Below are 17,071 nucleotides of genomic sequence, written 5' to 3' on the forward strand. Positions count from 1 at the left end.
CCGCCCATTCTCCAACAAAGCCAGAGGAGCCCTGCCGGTGTCGATCTGTCGGCTGTTCATCATGCGCCCCGTTGGCACAACCCTTATGGCGGTTGCGTTTATGGTGGCCGGGCTTTTTGCCTACCGCGCCATGCCGGTGGCCGATCTGCCCAATATTTCCGTCCCCGTCATTTACGTTATTGCCTCCCAGCCCGGCAGTTCCCCCCAGCAACTGGCGAGTGCTGTCACCACCCCACTGGAGCGACGACTGGGCCAGATTGCGGGCGTTAGCAGTATGCGCTCCGACACAACGGATTCCAGCGCGTTCATTCTGCTGTTTTTTGATAACAACCGGGACATTAACGGGGCCGCGCGCGACGTGGAGGCCGCCTTACGTGCCGCACGGGCAGACATGCCCCATACGCTGCTGGACCAACCCCAGTATTACAAGGCCAACCCGTCCGACAGCCCGATTATGGTTGCGGCCCTTACCTCCACCACACGCAGCGTTACAACCCTGCGCGATCTAGGGGAAACGCGCCTTAAACCCATGCTGGCCGGGGTCCATGGAGTTGGCTGGGTGGATATTGTCGGCTCCGACAAACCCGCCATCCGTGTGGAGATCAACCCGCAACTGCTTTACCAATATGGCATCGGGTTTGAGGATGTGCGCTCGGCCCTTGCCTCGGCCAATGCCAACACCCCAAAAGGTTTTATAGAAACCGGAGGGCAGCGCCTGATGCTGGAAACCAACGATCAGGCCCACAGCCCCGAACAATACCGCGATCTGGTTATTGGCTACCGCAACAACCGCCCTGTGCGGTTGAACAGTGTTGCCACCGTCCGCTCCGGGCCACAGAACGAACGCACAGCGGGGTGGTATAACAACCAGCCTGCCGTGCTGGCCATTATTCGTGCACAACCCGGCACCAATGTTATTGAAGTCACTGACGCCATACGTGCCCGTGCGGCCCTTTTGCGCAATGCGCTCCCCGCGGATGTAGGGTTTACACTGGTCTCGGACCGTTCAATTTCCATCCGTGGCGCGCTGGAAGACACGCAGGAAACGCTGCTTGGCTCCGTCCTGCTTGTGGTGCTGGTTGTGCTGGCCTTCCTGCGGAGTTGGCGGTCTACCTTTATTCCTGCGGTTACAGTTCCTGTCTCGCTGGCTGGTTCGCTAGCGGTTATGCACATGCTTGGCTTTTCGCTGGATACGCTCTCGCTCATGGCGTTGACCATTGCGACCGGCTTTGTGGTGGATGATGCCATTGTGGTGGTGGAAAACATTGCCCGCCACATGGAAGAAGGCATGGACCGTATGCGGGCAACACTGCTGGGCGCGCAGGAAATTGCCTTTACCATTCTCTCCATCACCATTTCGCTTGTTGCCGTCTTTCTGCCCCTGCTGCTGATGGGGGGCATTGCGGGCAAAATCTTTTTTGAATTCGCCATGACACTGACCATCGCGGTCTCTGTGTCCTTCTTTCTGGCCATTTCCCTTACACCTATGATGTGCGCGCATTTTCTGGCAGTGCACCCAACCGCCACCGGGCCGGATACGGCTGCGGCCTCCACCAACCCGTTTGTGCGCGCAGCCCATCTGCTGGCCGATGGAACAGACCACGCACTGGCGTGGATGATGCGCATCTATCAACGCACACTGGATGGCGCTTTACGCCACCCGTGGCTTACTCTGCTCTCCCTGCCCCTGACCTTTGCCGCGACCATCGGGCTAATCTTCATCATCCCCAAAACCATTCTGCCTGCGGAGGATATAGCCCTCCTGCAAGGCTACCTGAGTGTGGACCAGACCTCCTCCTTTTCCGCCATGTCCACCAAAACCCGCAAGGTACTGGACGCCATGCAGGCGGCTCCGGGTGTAGAGGGCGTCATCGGCTTTACGGGGGAAGATGCCGCAAACGAGGCGGAAGTATATGCCCAGCTCAAACCCAAGAGCCAGCGCACGCAAACGCCAGAGGCCATTGCCAGCGGCATTCAGCAGGCCGTGCGTACCATACCGGGGCTTACGGCCAGTATTTCCAACGCAGGCGACATTAACGGCGGTGGCCAGCGTGTGCATGAAGGGGCTTACAGCTTTGTTTTTCGCAGCGAGAACGAAGCCGATATTGAGCAATGGGTGCCACGGGTAACCGAGGCCCTGCGCAAGAGCACCATTCTAAACGGGGTTAACAGCCACACCACCGGGCATGGCATGGCGCTCCACGTTCTGATTAACCGTGACAATGCCGCCCGCTACCAGATTACACCGCAGCTTATTGGCAACGCCCTGTACGATGCGTATGGTCAGCGCACGGCCTCCAACATTTCCACACCGCTGACGACCTATTACGTCATCATGGAGGTGCAAAAACAGTTCCGTGATAACCCGGAAATGCTGAGAACCCTTTGGGTCTCCACCGCTGGCGGCACCGCCTCCGGCGCTGTTGCCTCCAACACCATACGGGTTCGCAAACCAACTGACGCCGCCGACACACGGAGTGACAACCTCTCCGAACTCTCCTTCCGTAACGCCATTGCCAACAGGCTGGCTGGTGGCGGGGCTGGCGCATCCAACGGCTCTGCCGTTTCCTCCACCGCCGAGACAATGGTGCCCCTGCCCACGGTCTCCCGTATTGTCAGCGCCCCAACGCCGCTTCAGGTCAGCCACGAGAACGGGTTCGTTTCCGGCGCACTCTCCTTCGACCTTGCCGCCGGCCATTCCCTGAGTGAAGCAGAAGCCGAAATACGCAAAACCATGCGTGACCTGCACACGCCAGAAAGCCTGAAGGGGGATTTTTCGGGCGAGGCAGGGGATCTGCATAAGGATCTGGTCAACGAACTGCTGGTGTTTGTGGCCGCCATTGCCACCATGTACATCACTCTGGGTATTCTGTACGAAAGCTACATCCAGCCGCTGACCATTCTTTCCACCCTGCCATCCGCCGCTTTTGGTGCGGTGCTCACCCTCTGGCTGGCAGGGCAGCCGTTCTCGCTCATCAGCATGATTGCCGTCATCATGCTGGTGGGGATTGTCAAAAAGAATGCGATCCTGATGATCGACTTTGCCATCCATGCCGAACGGACACAGAACCTCCCCCCACATGAGGCCATAAAAACAGCGTGCCTGACCCGCTTCCGCCCCATACTCATGACCACCATGGCCGCAGCCTTTGCCGCCATCCCCATGATTGTGGGCCGTGGGTATGGAGCAGAGCTACGCCTGCCTCTTGGCATTGCCATTCTGGGCGGGCTGGCCACCAGCCAGTTGCTAACCCTGTATTCCACGCCTGTTGTCTATCTGTTCATGCATCGGATGGCGGGATGGGCCGAAAAAAGCGCAACATGGCTCCGGCACCGGCTGACACGCAGCAGAACAGCACGGCCAGATGCCGCACCATAACGGTTGCTCCGGTTGCATGGCCTTTCTGCTCAAAAGCTTTTAAAACACCGTTTGAACACCACCCTGACCAAGGAAATATTGATTATGTCCGATGCAATGCCTGACCGCCTTTCCGTTAACCCCAACAGCGAATTCTACAACGAATCCCTGCTCGAACGCGGCGTTGGCGTGCGCTTTAAGGGCGTGGAAAAAACCAATGTTGAAGAATATTGCGTGAGTGAAGGCTGGGTGCGGGTTGCCGTTGGCAAGACGGTTGACCGCCGTGGCAACCCCCTGACCATGAAACTCAACGGCCCGGTTGAAGTTTGGCTTAAGGACTGACCTTCCGCCAAAGCATGGCACACTGACAATTAAATACTTTATTTAATTGTCAGTGTTTGGAATAGTGTCACGCATAATTCAAGGCAGACCAAGAGGGAACACACGTCATGACCCAAACAGCACCCAGCATGGAACCCGACCTGAAACACACCATTGTTATCGTTGGTGGTGGCTCCGCTGGCATTGCCGTTGCAGCACGCCTGCTGCGCGACCGCCCTACACTGGACATTGCCATTATTGACCCCGCGACCACACACGCTTACCAGCCGGGCTGGACGCTGGTCGGCGCCGGGGTCATGAAACTGCGTGACACGCTGGAACAGGAAGGCGGCGTTATTCCCAAAGGGTGCAAATGGCTGCGTGCCGCTGTTAGCACCTTCCAGCCTGACGACAACACCGTAACGCTGGAAGACGGACGCACCGTTGGATACAACCGCCTTATTGTCTGCCCCGGCCTGCAACTGGACTGGGACAAGATTGAAGGGCTGCGCGAAACACTGGGCCGCAACGGTGTGTGCTCCAACTACTCCAAGGACACGGTGGAATATACGTGGACCTGCATCCAGTCCCTTGCTGGTGGCACAGCGCTGTTCACCCAGCCGCCCATGCCAATCAAATGCGCTGGCGCACCGCAGAAAATTGCCTACCTTGCCTCCGACCACTGGCGCAAACAGGGCACGCTCAACCGCACCAATGTGGACTTCTGCCTTGCCGGTGATGCCCTGTTTGGTGTGGCGTACTTCCGCCCGGCCCTCCAGCAGGCCGTTGATTATTACGGCATTAACCTGCGCTACAAACACAACCTGGTTGCGGTCAATGGCCCCGAACGTAAGGCGACGTTTGCAGTAACCGGCCCGGACGGCAAAGTGACCAAGGTGGTTAAGGAGTTTGATATGCTCCACGTAACACCACCCCAGAGTGCACCGGACTTTGTAAAGAAAAGTCCGCTGGCGGATGCCGCTGGCTGGCTGGATGTTAATGCCTCCACGCTACAGCATACCAAATACCCGACTGTTTTTGGCATTGGGGATGTCATGAACACCTCCAACGCCAAGACCATGGCCGCCGCACGTGCACAGACCCCACTTGTTGCCCAAAACGTGCTGGCCTCGCTTGATGGCCGTCCGCTTACCGGGCAGTACGATGGATATGGCGCATGCCCGCTGACTGTATCCTACGGCAAAATCGTGCTGGCCGAGTTCCTTTACGGTGGCAAGCCCGCTCCCAGCTTTCCCTACGACCAGCGCAAGCCCAGCCGGTTTGCATGGTTCCTTAAAACCACCGTCTTCCCACATGTTTATTGGGACATGATGCTGAAGGGGCGCGATATTGAAGTGCCGCACCACCCTGAATGGACCAAAAGCTGATCTTTTTGCCATCAGAGCACTGCTTACAAAAAACCTCCCCGTTCTGCGGGAGGTTTTTTTATGTTCAGGCAAAGGCGGGAATGCTTCCGCTGGCTTACACGCCGCCAGCTTCCAACGCTGCGGGTTTTCCCTGCAAAAATGTTAAAAGGCAGTAGCGGCTTCCCCGCGTTACATCCATTGCCTCATGCAGCAAGGAGGCGGAAAAAATAACGCCACATCCGGTTTCCGGCTTATATTTCCTATCGTTATATTCCGGAAAGCGAAGCTGCCCGCCTTCAAAATCCTCGGAATTGAGATTTACCGAAAGTGCGAACTGCCTGAATTTGGTAGCAGGTGCGTTATTGTCCCTATGTCTTCTAAAATATCCACCCGAACTATCATAACGCGATATGAGTATCCGATCGACAAAAGCTGCTTCAAAATTAAACGCTTTTTTCAGATCAGGCAGGCAGATATCAACAATACAGTCAATAATTGAGGATTTTAACCTATTACTATCCTCAACAAGAAAATCCGTTCTTATTTTTTATTTTTATCGACCTTAAAAACAGCATTCCCATTTTTATCAACGCTTGCCATACCCCCAACCGTCTGCACGGAATTTTCAAATTCGTGCATAAGCGTTTGGCAGAAGCTGCGGTCAAACACGTTGGGGGAAAATATAACAGGCGCATCCCGTTCCGCATGAGTCTGCGTAGCGCGCAGGGCATTGATTAGAGCGTCAAAGCAGCCTGCCAAGTTACTGTCATCTATGCTGACAGCCTGCACCACTCTGTTTGCTCTGTCTGTCAAAAGAACATCATGGTTGCTGAAAAAATCTGGATTTTTATCCAGCCCCAGAACCATGGTGGGAGAACCATCAAAAAACGTATTATAGCAGCCACGATCCTGATTATTCAGGTTGACCATCACGATAAGGCACGCGCTTTGTTCTTTTAAAAAAGCGCTTTTATTCCTTAAAAAATGACAGAATTTTTCTGCTTCTGCAAAAGACCTACTCCCCACAAAGCATAGCAGGGCGGGTACCCCAATCTGATCTTCCGATGAAAAAAAATTATCTTCCTGATTAAGCCCATACCATATGGGAAGATAAGACCCCGCGCGCATAAAAATCGTCCTAATATATTTTTCTGAATTTCCCCATTATATCGCAAAATATAGAGGCTCAATGCACGCCCAATGCGCTGCATTCCAGCCATGCAATGGCAAATCTCAAAGTAATATCTGGACCTCTTAATGCAAAAAGGGCGGCTGGATGACCCAGCCGCCCCAAAATTGGCAGAGTGCCTTATACCTCGTCATCCGGTCGCTTGGGCAACAAGGCTGGTACAAACACCAGAGTACCCAACAACGTGCAGGCCAGAGAAAGCAGAAGCAGCCGCCCCATGCTGGCCGTACCCGGATGATGAGAAAGGGCAAGAGAGCCAAAAGCCGTGCCCGTGGTTAGCGCGGAAAACAGCACCGCCCGCGCGGTAGGAGAAGCCAGCGGATACTTCACCCCATCCCGCCAGTTCATGACGAAATAGATGTTAAAGGAAACCCCAACCCCAAGCAGCAATGGCAGCGCAATAATATTGGCAAAGTTAAGGGTCTCTGGCAGCAGCACCACCAGAATGACCGTCATCAGAGCGGAAAGCAGCAGGGGGGCAAGCACAAGCGCCATATCCTTGATCCGGCGCAGAGCAATAATGAGGATAATGGCGATCATGACCACAGCGGCGCCGGCGGCCTGTTCAAACGCACGCACGATGGAGCGCGCGCTTTCCACAATATCCACGGCTGTACCAGCCATGTTCGGCTCGACCTTTTGCAACGAACCAACAAACTTGCGCAGTGCACCGGAGCTGCTCATCACCCCTTTAGGATGCACTTCCACAAGGGCACGACCGTCTGGCAGCAGGTAGTCGTTTGCAATCACCGGCGGCACATCATGGAGGGTAACAGGACCAGCCTGAAGCATGTTCTGCAACTGAGCCAGCTCTGGCGGCAAAAAGCGTACCAATGCCGTGTTGGCTGCCAGAATGGTCTCATCTGGAGCAGTCGCCAAACGGGCAAGAGCACCCTGAATCCGGCGTAGCGGGTCATTGGCCGGCAGCTTGTCCTGCACCTCGCCCAGAGCCTTGGCCGTGCTGGCGGCAGATGCCCGCAGAGCTGCCGCATCCGGGGCCGGTTTGGGGTGCGGTACAATCAGGGTTGGCAGCAACATGGAGGCCGCATCCTGAATAAGGGCTAGTTTTTCGGGCTGCTGCGTAGGCACATAAGAGCCGAGCCACATCACATCATGCACATCCGGCAGTTCGTCCAGACGGTCTGCTTCCTTCTGCGCTTCATCCAGAGACTTAACCAGCAGTTCCGCACTGTAAGGCGATGTCTGCGGGTTATTGATGAGCAGGCTAAGGGCCCGCATCCCTTCGGAATTGGGGTTTTTAGTATGGAGCGGGTCTCCATCAAATTGCAGGGCGGGCACAAGTGCTAGCCCAACAACCGCAACCACACCAAAGAACGCCAGCAACCATTTGCGATGATGCCGGATTTTAACGTCCACAGGCTTCATCCACGCATACCCCATGCTGGGGCAGTTAAGCGGCGGATGGCAGATGCGCAGCAGAGCGGGCAGCAAGGTTGTGGTGCAGACAAACGCCACCAGCATCCCAATGCCTGCAATCAGCCCCAACTGGGCCACGCCCAGAAAAGCGGTGGGCGTAAACGCCAAAAAGCCCGCGGAAGTGGCAAGCGAAGCAACAAGAATCTGATGCCCGGTTTCCTCCCCTGTCATCCGCAGGGCTTCGTACATGCCCTCCTTACCTGTAGCCGTAGGGCTTTGCGCCCGGAACCTCACAGAAAACTGGATGGCAAAGTCAACCGCGATCCCCACAAACAGAATGGCAAACGCGACAGAAATAAGGTTGAGCGTGCCCACGGCCACAGCGGCAAAACCCGTGGTCAGCAGCAGCCCCACAACCAGCGTAACAACAATAGGCAACACCACGCGCCATGAGCGCACAGCAAGCGTAAGCCATAGCGTAACCAGCAGCAGGGAGCCCACAAGCCCAGCCACCATGCCCTCGGCCACGGTTGCAAACTCTTCGTCATCAAGCTGCACCTGACCAGTCAGATACACCTTGGCATGGCCATTCCGCACAAATTCAAGAGACTTTATGGCCTCCCGCATGGCATCCGCCGCCGCGCCACCGGGCTGGAAGGAACCATAGTCCAGAATAGGCTTGGTCATCACAAACTGGTAACGGCCTGCAAGGTCAGACAACTGGCCACCCAGCAAGCGCTGCCAGGACATGAGGTCCGCCTTGCCATTCGCCGCGTTTTCCAACGTGTTGGCAAAGCCGGTAAGCGGAGCCTGAAAACCAGCCAGATTAGCCTGCCCCGTCTTGACCCCCTCCGCAATAAGCGAGAGCGCGCCAAACAGCCCCCGTGCAGATGGGTCCTGCGCAAGGGCGGACAAAAAGGGCTGGGCGGCGATGGTGTCGTTCAGAATACCCGCCAGCGGCTTGGGCTCCAGAAACATAAGCCCGTTGCGCTCAAGGTACGGGTTGGCATCTGGCCTGTTGGCAAAGGAAAAGTGCTGATGGTCAGCACTCAGCCGTTCTGCCAGTTGGCGCGCTGTCTCCTGCCCTTCTTCCGGCAGGTCAGCCTCCACCACGGCCACCAGAAGGTTCTCCTTCTGTGGGAACAGACGCCCCATCTCATCGGACCGCTGCTTCCACTCCAGCCGGGGCGAGAGCATTTTGCTCGTATCCGTCGTAACGCCCAGCTGGGTCATGCCCGCATAAACGCCCGCGCCAGACAGCACGCAGAAAAGTGCCACGACCAGCCACGCATGGCGCGCACAAAGGGTGATAAATCGACCTATGGATGCAAAGAGCATGATAAACGACAGGATCCTAGAAAAGTCATGGCGTCAGGCACAAAACCGCCTTGGTTTGCCTAACAGCTTCGCACGACGCAAGGGACGATATACGCAGAGCACTCTTCTTTTACCGCCCGGAGTGAGGAAAATGGGACTTTTCCGCCCCATTGCCGGGGGAGGCCCATGCGTGTTCCAGCCACTGCCACAGCACAAGCGAGGGGAGACCCCATGCAATTTCCCGTAGCCGCTTGATGAGTGAGAGCGCAATGGCAACGGGGGGCGCAATGCCAAACAGGCCACCCACCACAACATAGCCCCCTTCCGACACACCCAAGGCACCGGGTACGGCAAAGCCTGCGGATTTGGCGGCTTCCCCTACGCCCTCAATCACAAAGCCAGTCGCCAGAGAGCAGTCATGCCCCATAAAATGCAGGATCAGGCACACTTCCACCGCACCAAGCGCCCACGCTGAAAACTGAATAAGCAGGCAGGCCACAGCATTGCCACGGGTCTTGTAGAGCCCCAGCACTTCCTGATGAATACCGCGAATACCCTCAACCCCGCCCCAGCCTAGATGGGCGGCTATCCGCTCAAGCAGTTTTTCCACCACGGCAACAGCACCAAGCCATTGGCTGGCAAAGACGGCAACGCCAATAATGGCCAGCACCAGAGCGCTTTCCAGCAGTCTGTCCGTCACAGGAGAACGCTGGACCAGCACCAGCAGCAAAAGCAGCCCCGCCACGGTGAACAGCACCTGACTGAGCAGTTCAATCGTAAGGTCACAAATTGTTGCCGCTGCGGCGCGGCGCAAACCCAGACCACGGCGGCCCAGCAGGCGGCTGGAGACAACTTCCCCGCCGACCTGCGCCACGGGGAGCAGATTATTCACCCCTTCCCGCACGCAGCGCAGAATAAAAAAATCACGCAGGGGCAGATGCGGAGGCAGGTCCCGCCGGGCAATAATGCGCCACGCCTGCGCGGAAAGGGAAACCTGAATACCGTGAAAGAAAATGGCGGCAAGGATTCCCCAGCCGCCAGTTACGACAAGCGCAAAAATGGCATGCACGCCAAAGCGCGACAACATCCACAACGTCAGGCCCAGCCCCAGAATACCGGCCACAAGAGTGATGCGCTTCATGCGGTCTCCCTTTCCATGCCAGAGGCTGCGCTTACACTGGCATGTTACTCTATTTATCCCTCCCTGATCTGGCGCAGGAGAGCAAGAGATTCCACGCACGCGGCCGCAGCTTCACGCCCTTTATTATGCACATCGTCCGAAGAACGCACAGTGGCCTGTTCTTCCGTATAGGTGGTTAGAATACCAAACGCGACCGGCACTTCCGTGGCAAGGCTGGCCTGCATGATGCCAATGGTCGCCCCCAGACTGATAAATTCAAAATGGGCCGTGTCCCCTTTTACCACGCAACCAAGGCAGATAACGCCCTCGTAGCGCCCGCTTTTGGCCAGCGCCTGCGCCAGCAGGGGCATTTCGAACGCACCCGGTGCGGCAAACACATCGGCATCGGATACGGTGATGCCGTGCTCACCCAGCCACGCCAAGGCGCCATCTCGCAGGCCACCCGTTACAGTTTCATTAAATCGGCTAACAACCAGCGCCAGACGGGGAGCGGGAGAAAGAGCCTTGAGGTCAGGCAAATTGACGGGGGAACGTGTACCCATAAGTCCTGTTATCCTTAATAAACGCGTCTTTTTAACAAAAATTCAGGCCGGAACAGACTGTGCAGCCGGTGCTACGGCATCGCAACTCAGGTGGTGGCCCATGCGCTTGCGCTTGGCCTGAAGGTAAGCGCGGTTGAACGTATTGGCCGGAATTTCCAGCCCGAGTCTTTTCCGCACCACAAACCCCCGGCTCTCCAAGGCACGAACCTTGTCCGGGTTGTTGGTCAGCAGGTCGAGTTGCCCCACACCAAGGCTACGCAGAATACCAGCCGCAGCCCGCCAGTCTCGCGCATCGGTGGCAAAACCAAGCCTGTGGTTGGCCTCTACCGTATCCAGCCCTGCATCCTGTAGCTCGTAAGCCCGGATCTTGTTCACAAGGCCAATACCGCGCCCCTCATGCCCACGCACATAAACCAGCACGCCACACTCGGCCTGCCCAATGGCGCGCAACGCCGCCTGAAGCTGGGAGCCACAGTCACACCGCAAGGACCCCAGCGCATCCCCCGTGACACACTCTGAATGCAGGCGCACCAACGGCACTGGCCCCGTGGGGCTAACATCCCCTTTGACCAGAGCCACGTGCTCAACACCGTTGTCATCCTTAAACGCATGGATGACCAGATCATCCCCGCCATAAACACTGGGCAGCGCCGCCTCGGCCAGATCGGGCACCGGCTTTTCCTGCGTGGCACCTGCTGCGGGCTGGGCCTGCTGTTCCAGCGGGGTTAGCCCGTGCGCTGCAATCCACTCGGCCAGTTCCGCAATGGAGATAATGGGCATGTCATGCTGCCGGGCGAACACATCCAACTGCGGGCGGCGGGCCATTGTGCCGTCCTCATTCAGAATTTCGCAGATCACGGCGGCGGGCTTGAGGCCAGCCAAACGCAACAGGTCAATGGACCCCTCTGTATGGCCAATACGCGCCAGCACGCCACCGGGGTCCGCCCGCAAAGGGAATATGTGGCCCGGCGTAGCAATATCTGCCGCGCAGGCACCATCTGCCGTGGCGACACGCACCGTCTGAGCACGATCCGCTGCGGAAATGCCAGTACTGACACCTTCTCGCGCCTCAATGGAGACTGTGAACGCGGTGCCATATTGCGCGGTGTTGTCGCTCTGGCGCACCATCATGGGCAATTCCAGTTGCGCAATCCGCTCGGCAGTAAGCGGCAGACACACCAGACCACGGGCATGGGTGATCATGAAGTTCATGGCCTGCGGGGTCATAAACTCGGCCGCCATGACAAGGTCGCCCTCGTTTTCGCGGTCTTCATCATCCACCATCACAACCATACGGCCTGCCCGTACGGCATTGACCGCACGCAACAAACGGTCCGAAGGCTGGGGGGACACTGTCTGCCCCTCTGTCATTTTGCCTGACATTGTGCCTCCACATATTTTGCAATGATATCCACTTCCACATTCACGGCATCCCCCACACTGAGTGTGCCCAGCGTGGTATGGTCCCATGTATGGGGAATAATCATGAGGGCGATGCGGAACACACCGTCATGCACCGCGCCGACCTCGTTCAGGGTCAGGCTGATCCCGTCCAGCGCGACCGAGCCTTTTTCCACCATGTAGCGGCGCAGTTCGGCTAGCACATCAAACTCAACCCGCCGGGCCTCCCCCGATGGAGACGCGCCAACAAACCGGGCCAGTCCGTCCACATGCCCCTGCACAATATGGCCGGACAAGCGGGTGGATGGTGTGACCGCACGTTCCAGATTAACCCGTGCCCCCGCCTTAAGGCGGCCCAGCATGGTGCGGTCCAGAGTCTCGCTGCTCACAAAAAAGCGGACAGGCCCATCCTGCGCCGGAGCAACCGCGGTCAGGCACACGCCATTAACGGCTATACTCTCCCCCTCCGCCACATCCGTAAGCCCGGTCTCCACTTCCAGCATCAGGGACTGCGCGCCCTGCTCCGCCTTAAGGACCTGACCGAGAGATTCTATAATACCGGAAAACATGCCTGCTCCTGCGTGCATCGTGCCCATTCTGGAAAAAGAGAAAGGGGGGAGATGTCGTGTCGGGTTGAAACAGAAAAATGGTCGCTGCCCTGTGCATCCTGCCGGATGGTCAGCCAGTCATCCCACAGCCCTTGCGTATACATGGCGCGCAGCAGAGCGGGGCCAGCCTCTACCATAACCCACAAGGCTGGCGTGCTGGTCAGCAGGGCGGGCAGTTCCTTGCAATCGGGGCAGAACAGAACGTCAAAACGCTGCTCTGCCTGTGCCAGCCAATGGGCTGGCACGTTGCGTTGCGCCCCACACACCACAAGCACACGCCGCCGGTCGGGGTGGTCTGGCACATGCCTTACGGTAAAGCCCGGCAGGTCCGCCCGGACTGTGCCTGTACCTGTAACAATGCCATCGGTTACGCGCCGCAGGGCATGAGCAAAATGGAGAGATTGCGGGGTTGTAAAGGTTGTGCAGCCAGCAGGTGGCACCATGGAGCCCTGCGCATTAACCGCCTGTTTGACCGTAATCCACGGCCGTCCATGCGTCATACGCCATGCAAATGGAGCCAGCAGCGCACGGCACCGCGTAGCCCACAGGCCCCCATTGGGCGCGTGAGCAAGCCAGCGGACGGTTCGCCCCTGACCTTGCAGATATGCAGCCCCACCGCCCTGCACATGCGGGTTAGGGTCGGCGCAGCCAATCCATATTGTTTGCACGGGAGTGGACAGCAGAGCCTGCGTGCAGGGCGGTGTGCGGCCTGTATGGTTACAGGGTTCCAGCGTGACCACGGCAGTATGCACCCGGTCCACCACACCCAGAGCACGCGCCTGCTCTACGGCAAGGCGCTCTGCATGTAGTTCTCCCGCCCGATGATGTGCCGCAATGACCAGCACATTCCCCTGCGCGTCCAGCAGAACACACCCAACAGCCGGGTTAGGCGCTGTCTGCCCGACAAACCGCCATGCCTCGGACACGGCCAGATCAAACGCCGCGCCAACACACTCCGGCACCGGGTGGGAGAAGGATTGTGGAATGCTGTTCACCCTGCTCTCTTCTGTCCATACCTGCTCGTTACAGACGGACTCAGGGCGTCAAAGAGGGGTGCCCGCTCCTTGCATCCACCGGGACTCCGGCGTGACGGACAAGAAACGAGTCTCTCTTTTTCCGTTCTCTTTCATCCGGACTGTGACCGTCGGCCCCGGAATTGCACCGGATCTGCTGACCCTGCCGAAGCAGGCGCTCGCGGGCTTGAGGCAGCGCACTGCCTCTTTACCGCCGGTAGGGAATTACACCCTGCCCTGAGAACGTCGCACCCGCACAACTGCGGCTGCTTCTCAACATGATGGGGGTAACACCCACGGGTTGCAAGGGCAAAACGCTTCACTTCTTGTTATGGCTCATGTGAGCGCACCTGATAGCTGAGCACAAACAGACCCTGACCGACCCCGTCCCCCCTTGCCTAACATTCCGGCACTGTTATGAGAGGGGGCAGATAATTTGGAAGCAAAGCCGGATAACCGGCAGTGCTCTCCTTGCTACAACCCAGACTCAGGCAGGTTTCCCTTGCACGCCCTCTGCGCCTTTCATCCCGTTGTGTTCCCATTGTATGTTGGAATGACATCAGCCTCCATGGACCAGCCATGACCCAGCCAGACCCGGCAACCAAAGCCCCCCAGACCTCCCCCGCCATGACCGGCCTTGCCGGCTGGGTGGAGGCACGCCTGCCTGTTATTTCCACCTTCCGGGCTGAATACATTGACTTCCGCCTTCCCCGAAATCTGAACGGATTGTGGAATTTTGGCGCCATTCTTACGGTTGTGCTGCTGCTTATGCTGGCGACCGGCATTTTTCTGGCCATGAACTACACCCCCACTAATGCGGGGGCCTTTCTTTCGGTCGAAGCCATAGACCGGCAGCTTGCCGGGGGGTGGCTGCTGCGGGCCATGCACATGACCGGGGCCAACCTGTTTTTGGCTGCGCTATATGTGCACCTGTTCCGTGGCCTGTACTACGGCTCCTACAAAGCCCCGCGTGAACTGCTGTGGCTGACCGGCCTTGTGCTGCTGGTTATGGTTATGGCCACCGCTTTTGCCGGTTACATGCTGCCCTGGGGCCAGATGTCCTACTGGGGGGCGGATGTGATTACCAAGGCCGTGGGTGCCGTACCCGGTATTGGTCCAGCACTTGAGCACATTATGGAAGGGGGGGACCATCTGGGCGATGTGTTCCTGCACCGCTTTTTTGTGCTGCACTTCCTGCTGGCATTTCTGGTTGTCGGCGTTGTCGGGATTCACGTTACCATTGTGCATGTCTGCGGTTCCAACAACCCGTTGGGTATTGAGCCACGTTCGCCCAAAGATACGGTCCCTTTTTACCCCTATTACATCAGCAAGGATCTGGTCGGGCTTATTCTGTTTGCCATGGTGTTTGCCGCTCTGATGTTTTTCTGGCCCAACGTGCTGATTGAGGCAGACAATTACACGCCAGCAGACCCTATGCACACACCGGCGGATATTGAGCCGGAATGGTATTTCCTACCTTTTTACGGCCTGCTCCAGTCTGTCCCTTCCAAATTCGGGGGGCTGCTGGCTTCTGCTGCGTCTCTGCTCATCCTCTTTGCCCTCCCGTGGCTGGACCGTTCCCCCGTGCGTTCCATGCGCTTTCGGCCTCTGTGCCGTATTGGCCTGTTTGGGCTGGTGGCTGCATTTATCCTGCTTGCTGCTGCCGGTAAGCACCATGCACAGGGTGGGTGGCTGATTGTGGCGCGTCTGGCGGGTATTTATTACTTCAGCTACTTTATCGTCCTGCTCCCCCTTGCCTCCCGCAAGGAAAAAACATTGCCTCTCCCCTCCTCCATTGCCGCCACTCAGGGAGACCACTGATGCGGGGTTCATTCTTTCTTCCCGCCTTTGGCCTGCTGGCCTCCCTTGGGTTTTCCGGTGTGGCGCTAGCCAGCGAGCCGGACAAGGCGCCGCCTCATCAGGCATGGAGTTTTGATGGCCCCTTAGGGCATTATGATCAGGGCAGTCTGCAACGGGGTTTTCTGGTTTTCCAGCGCGTCTGCTCCACGTGCCACGGTATGCGCGATGTGTCCTATAACGATCTGGCCGGAATTGGGCTGACCCAACAGCAGATTGCGGAAACAGCCAAAGCCAAGCCTCAGGCCGATGCGCCCGATGCCGCAGGCCGCCCAACCATGCGCCCCGGCCTGCCGGACGACCATCTGCACTCCCCTTTCCCCAGCGATGCCGCCGCTGCTGCCATGATGGGAGGCGTGGCCCCACCCGACCAGTCCCGACTGGCAATGACACACCCCGGCGGGGCTGACTGGCTCTACGCTTTTCTGACCGGCTACCGTATGCCGCCGCCAGCCGATGCGCCCATCGTGCCGGGCAAATTTTATAATGACTGGGCCACAGGGCACATGATTGGCATGCCCCCGCCCCTTATGAATGGTATGATCCAGTATCCTGATGGTACACCGGCTACGGTGGAACAACAGGCGCGCGACATTACAACTTTTCTGGTCTGGGCGTCCGATCCGCACCGCAATGAGCGCCATAGCATTGGCAAGGCCGTTATGGCTTATCTGGCCGTATTGCTGGTGCTGGCCATTGCATGGAAGCGCAAAATCTGGAAACGCCTGAAAACGCAGTAAAGAACAGAAAGCACGTACAAATCATGACACGCGAGACTGACACAACACCAGCTCCCGAACAGGCCCCCGGCCGCCGTGACTTTCTGGGTATGGTCACCACGGCTGGCACGGTCACAGGCATGGCTGCCTGCGCCATTCCATTTGTGGAAAGCCTACAACCACAAGACAGTGCTGCTGCCCACCTCCCCGTTGATGTGGATATTTCCCGCCTTGCTCCGGGCCAGCAGATGGTGGCCGTATGGCAGGGCAAACCTGTTTTTATTATCCGCCGCACGCCGGAGGAACTGGCAAGCCTGCAAAACGCCAGCCTGACTGCACAGCTTAAGGATGCTGATTCCAGCGCCAACCAGCAGCCCGGCTATGCCCGCAACTGGCATCGCTCCGTAGCGCCGGAATACGGTGTGTATGTTGGCATCTGTACCCATCTGGGCTGCGTACCGTCCTACACACCCCCGCAGGGTAGCGGGCCGGAAGCCTCTGGCGGATATGGCTGCCCCTGCCACGGCTCCAAATTCGATCTGGCAGGGCGCGTGCAAAAAGGTGCTCCCGCACCGTACAACCTGCCCGTTCCCCCTTACTCCATGCCCTCCGCCACGGTTATCCGGCTGGGCGAAAACCCCAAGGGCGAGACATTCGACTTTTCCACCATTGAGCAGATCTAACGCTGCATGACTTCCCAACCTGCCAGACCCCACTCTGGCAGGTTTTTTTTACAACAAATCCACCTTACTGCGCACAGGACCTCACACTTCCAGTGTGAAATGCTTTTGCCCAAAAGCAACTTATCAACCACAACAGACTACGCCATGCTCCGGGCATAAAACCGGCCATCCAGTCCGG

Annotated in this window: 14 protein-coding genes and 1 riboswitch; of the genes, 6 read left to right on the forward strand and 8 right to left on the reverse strand. The window is 57.8% G+C overall.

What is annotated here, in order from left to right; genetic code table 11:
- The first annotated feature begins 37 nt into the window (after positions 1 to 37).
- The 3 genes from AGA_RS10390 (at position 38) to AGA_RS10400 (ending at position 5,067) form a co-directional block, all read left to right on the forward strand.
- Positions 38 to 3,379, forward strand: coding sequence for an efflux RND transporter permease subunit (locus AGA_RS10390; protein ID WP_059024241.1), 3,342 nt, complete (start codon positions 38 to 40; stop codon positions 3,377 to 3,379).
- A gap of 84 nt (positions 3,380 to 3,463) precedes the next feature.
- A complete protein-coding gene (locus AGA_RS10395) occupies positions 3,464 to 3,700 on the forward strand; it encodes a DUF3297 family protein (RefSeq protein ID WP_059024829.1) in 237 nt (78 codons plus the stop codon).
- Between the two features lie 107 nt (positions 3,701 to 3,807).
- Positions 3,808 to 5,067, forward strand: a complete 1,260-nt coding sequence (locus tag AGA_RS10400) for an NAD(P)/FAD-dependent oxidoreductase (protein ID WP_059024242.1) — start codon at positions 3,808 to 3,810, stop codon at positions 5,065 to 5,067.
- Between the two features lie 94 nt (positions 5,068 to 5,161).
- Here AGA_RS10400 and AGA_RS14490 read toward each other — a convergent pair whose 3' ends face one another.
- The 8 genes from AGA_RS14490 to ribD form a co-directional block, all read right to left on the reverse strand.
- Positions 5,162 to 5,590: a 2OG-Fe(II) oxygenase gene (locus tag AGA_RS14490; protein WP_083503618.1), complete on the reverse strand. Its 429-nt coding sequence runs from the start codon at positions 5,588 to 5,590 to the stop codon at positions 5,162 to 5,164.
- Positions 5,587 to 6,174 carry a hypothetical protein gene (locus tag AGA_RS10410; RefSeq protein WP_059024244.1) on the reverse strand — a complete coding sequence of 196 codons (588 nt, stop codon included), beginning with the start codon at positions 6,172 to 6,174 and terminating at the stop codon, positions 5,587 to 5,589. The genes AGA_RS14490 and AGA_RS10410 overlap by 4 nt, the downstream gene beginning before the upstream one ends.
- A gap of 181 nt (positions 6,175 to 6,355) precedes the next feature.
- Positions 6,356 to 8,950, reverse strand: a complete 2,595-nt coding sequence (locus AGA_RS10415; protein WP_059024245.1) for an MMPL family transporter — start codon at positions 8,948 to 8,950, stop codon at positions 6,356 to 6,358.
- A 109-nt stretch (positions 8,951 to 9,059) separates the two neighbouring features.
- Positions 9,060 to 10,070, reverse strand: coding sequence for a lysylphosphatidylglycerol synthase domain-containing protein (locus AGA_RS10420; protein WP_059024246.1), 1,011 nt, complete (start codon positions 10,068 to 10,070; stop codon positions 9,060 to 9,062).
- A gap of 53 nt (positions 10,071 to 10,123) precedes the next feature.
- The gene (gene ribH, locus AGA_RS10425; protein ID WP_059024247.1) at positions 10,124 to 10,612 is read right to left on the reverse strand and encodes a 6,7-dimethyl-8-ribityllumazine synthase; all 489 of its coding nucleotides are present in this window, start codon (positions 10,610 to 10,612) and stop codon (positions 10,124 to 10,126) included.
- A gap of 42 nt (positions 10,613 to 10,654) precedes the next feature.
- On the reverse strand, positions 10,655 to 11,995 hold the full coding sequence (gene ribB, locus AGA_RS10430; RefSeq protein ID WP_083503619.1) for a 3,4-dihydroxy-2-butanone-4-phosphate synthase: 1,341 nt from the start codon (positions 11,993 to 11,995) through the stop codon (positions 10,655 to 10,657).
- Positions 11,980 to 12,582, reverse strand: coding sequence for a riboflavin synthase (locus tag AGA_RS10435; protein ID WP_059024249.1), 603 nt, complete (start codon positions 12,580 to 12,582; stop codon positions 11,980 to 11,982). Before AGA_RS10435 ends, ribB begins: the two co-directional genes overlap by 16 nt.
- Entirely contained in the window at positions 12,564 to 13,616 is a 1,053-nt protein-coding gene (gene ribD / locus AGA_RS10440) for a bifunctional diaminohydroxyphosphoribosylaminopyrimidine deaminase/5-amino-6-(5-phosphoribosylamino)uracil reductase RibD (protein ID WP_231945789.1), read from the reverse strand. Before ribD ends, AGA_RS10435 begins: the two co-directional genes overlap by 19 nt.
- Positions 13,617 to 13,735: 119 nt before the next feature.
- Positions 13,736 to 13,883: riboswitch (FMN riboswitch) on the reverse strand.
- Between the two features lie 330 nt (positions 13,884 to 14,213).
- On the opposite strand from ribD, the gene AGA_RS10445 reads away from it, so the two are divergent.
- From AGA_RS10445 to petA, 3 genes are read left to right on the forward strand one after another with little or no spacing between them, the layout of a single operon-like run.
- Positions 14,214 to 15,455 (forward strand): cytochrome b, encoded by a 1,242-nt coding sequence (locus tag AGA_RS10445; protein ID WP_059024250.1) that lies wholly within the window; start codon positions 14,214 to 14,216, stop codon positions 15,453 to 15,455.
- Positions 15,455 to 16,231 (forward strand): cytochrome c1, encoded by a 777-nt coding sequence (locus tag AGA_RS10450; RefSeq protein ID WP_059024251.1) that lies wholly within the window; start codon positions 15,455 to 15,457, stop codon positions 16,229 to 16,231. Before AGA_RS10445 ends, AGA_RS10450 begins: the two co-directional genes overlap by 1 nt.
- A 23-nt stretch (positions 16,232 to 16,254) precedes the next feature.
- Positions 16,255 to 16,893: a ubiquinol-cytochrome c reductase iron-sulfur subunit gene (gene petA / locus AGA_RS10455; RefSeq protein WP_059024252.1), complete on the forward strand. Its 639-nt coding sequence runs from the start codon at positions 16,255 to 16,257 to the stop codon at positions 16,891 to 16,893.
- Positions 16,894 to 17,071 lie beyond the last annotated feature (178 nt).

The organism is Acetobacter ghanensis (genome assembly GCF_001499675.1).
Lineage (GTDB): Bacteria > Pseudomonadota > Alphaproteobacteria > Acetobacterales > Acetobacteraceae > Acetobacter > Acetobacter ghanensis.

What these genes read in the sequence shown, in the direction of transcription:
- AGA_RS10395 (WP_059024829.1), top strand. Translation starts at nt 3,464, where the DNA reads ATGTCCGATGCAATGCCTGACCGCCTTTCCGTTAACCCCAACAGCGAA.
- AGA_RS10400 (WP_059024242.1), top strand. Translation starts at nt 3,808, where the DNA reads ATGACCCAAACAGCACCCAGCATGGAACCCGACCTGAAACACACCATT.
- AGA_RS10410 (WP_059024244.1), bottom strand. Translation starts at nt 6,174, where the DNA reads ATGCGCGCGGGGTCTTATCTTCCCATATGGTATGGGCTTAATCAGGAA.
- AGA_RS10415 (WP_059024245.1), bottom strand. Translation starts at nt 8,950, where the DNA reads ATGCTCTTTGCATCCATAGGTCGATTTATCACCCTTTGTGCGCGCCAT.
- AGA_RS10420 (WP_059024246.1), bottom strand. Translation starts at nt 10,070, where the DNA reads ATGAAGCGCATCACTCTTGTGGCCGGTATTCTGGGGCTGGGCCTGACG.
- ribH (WP_059024247.1), bottom strand. Translation starts at nt 10,612, where the DNA reads ATGGGTACACGTTCCCCCGTCAATTTGCCTGACCTCAAGGCTCTTTCT.
- ribB (WP_083503619.1), bottom strand. Translation starts at nt 11,995, where the DNA reads ATGTCAGGCAAAATGACAGAGGGGCAGACAGTGTCCCCCCAGCCTTCG.
- AGA_RS10435 (WP_059024249.1), bottom strand. Translation starts at nt 12,582, where the DNA reads ATGTTTTCCGGTATTATAGAATCTCTCGGTCAGGTCCTTAAGGCGGAG.
- AGA_RS10445 (WP_059024250.1), top strand. Translation starts at nt 14,214, where the DNA reads ATGACCCAGCCAGACCCGGCAACCAAAGCCCCCCAGACCTCCCCCGCC.
- AGA_RS10450 (WP_059024251.1), top strand. Translation starts at nt 15,455, where the DNA reads ATGCGGGGTTCATTCTTTCTTCCCGCCTTTGGCCTGCTGGCCTCCCTT.
- petA (WP_059024252.1), top strand. Translation starts at nt 16,255, where the DNA reads ATGACACGCGAGACTGACACAACACCAGCTCCCGAACAGGCCCCCGGC.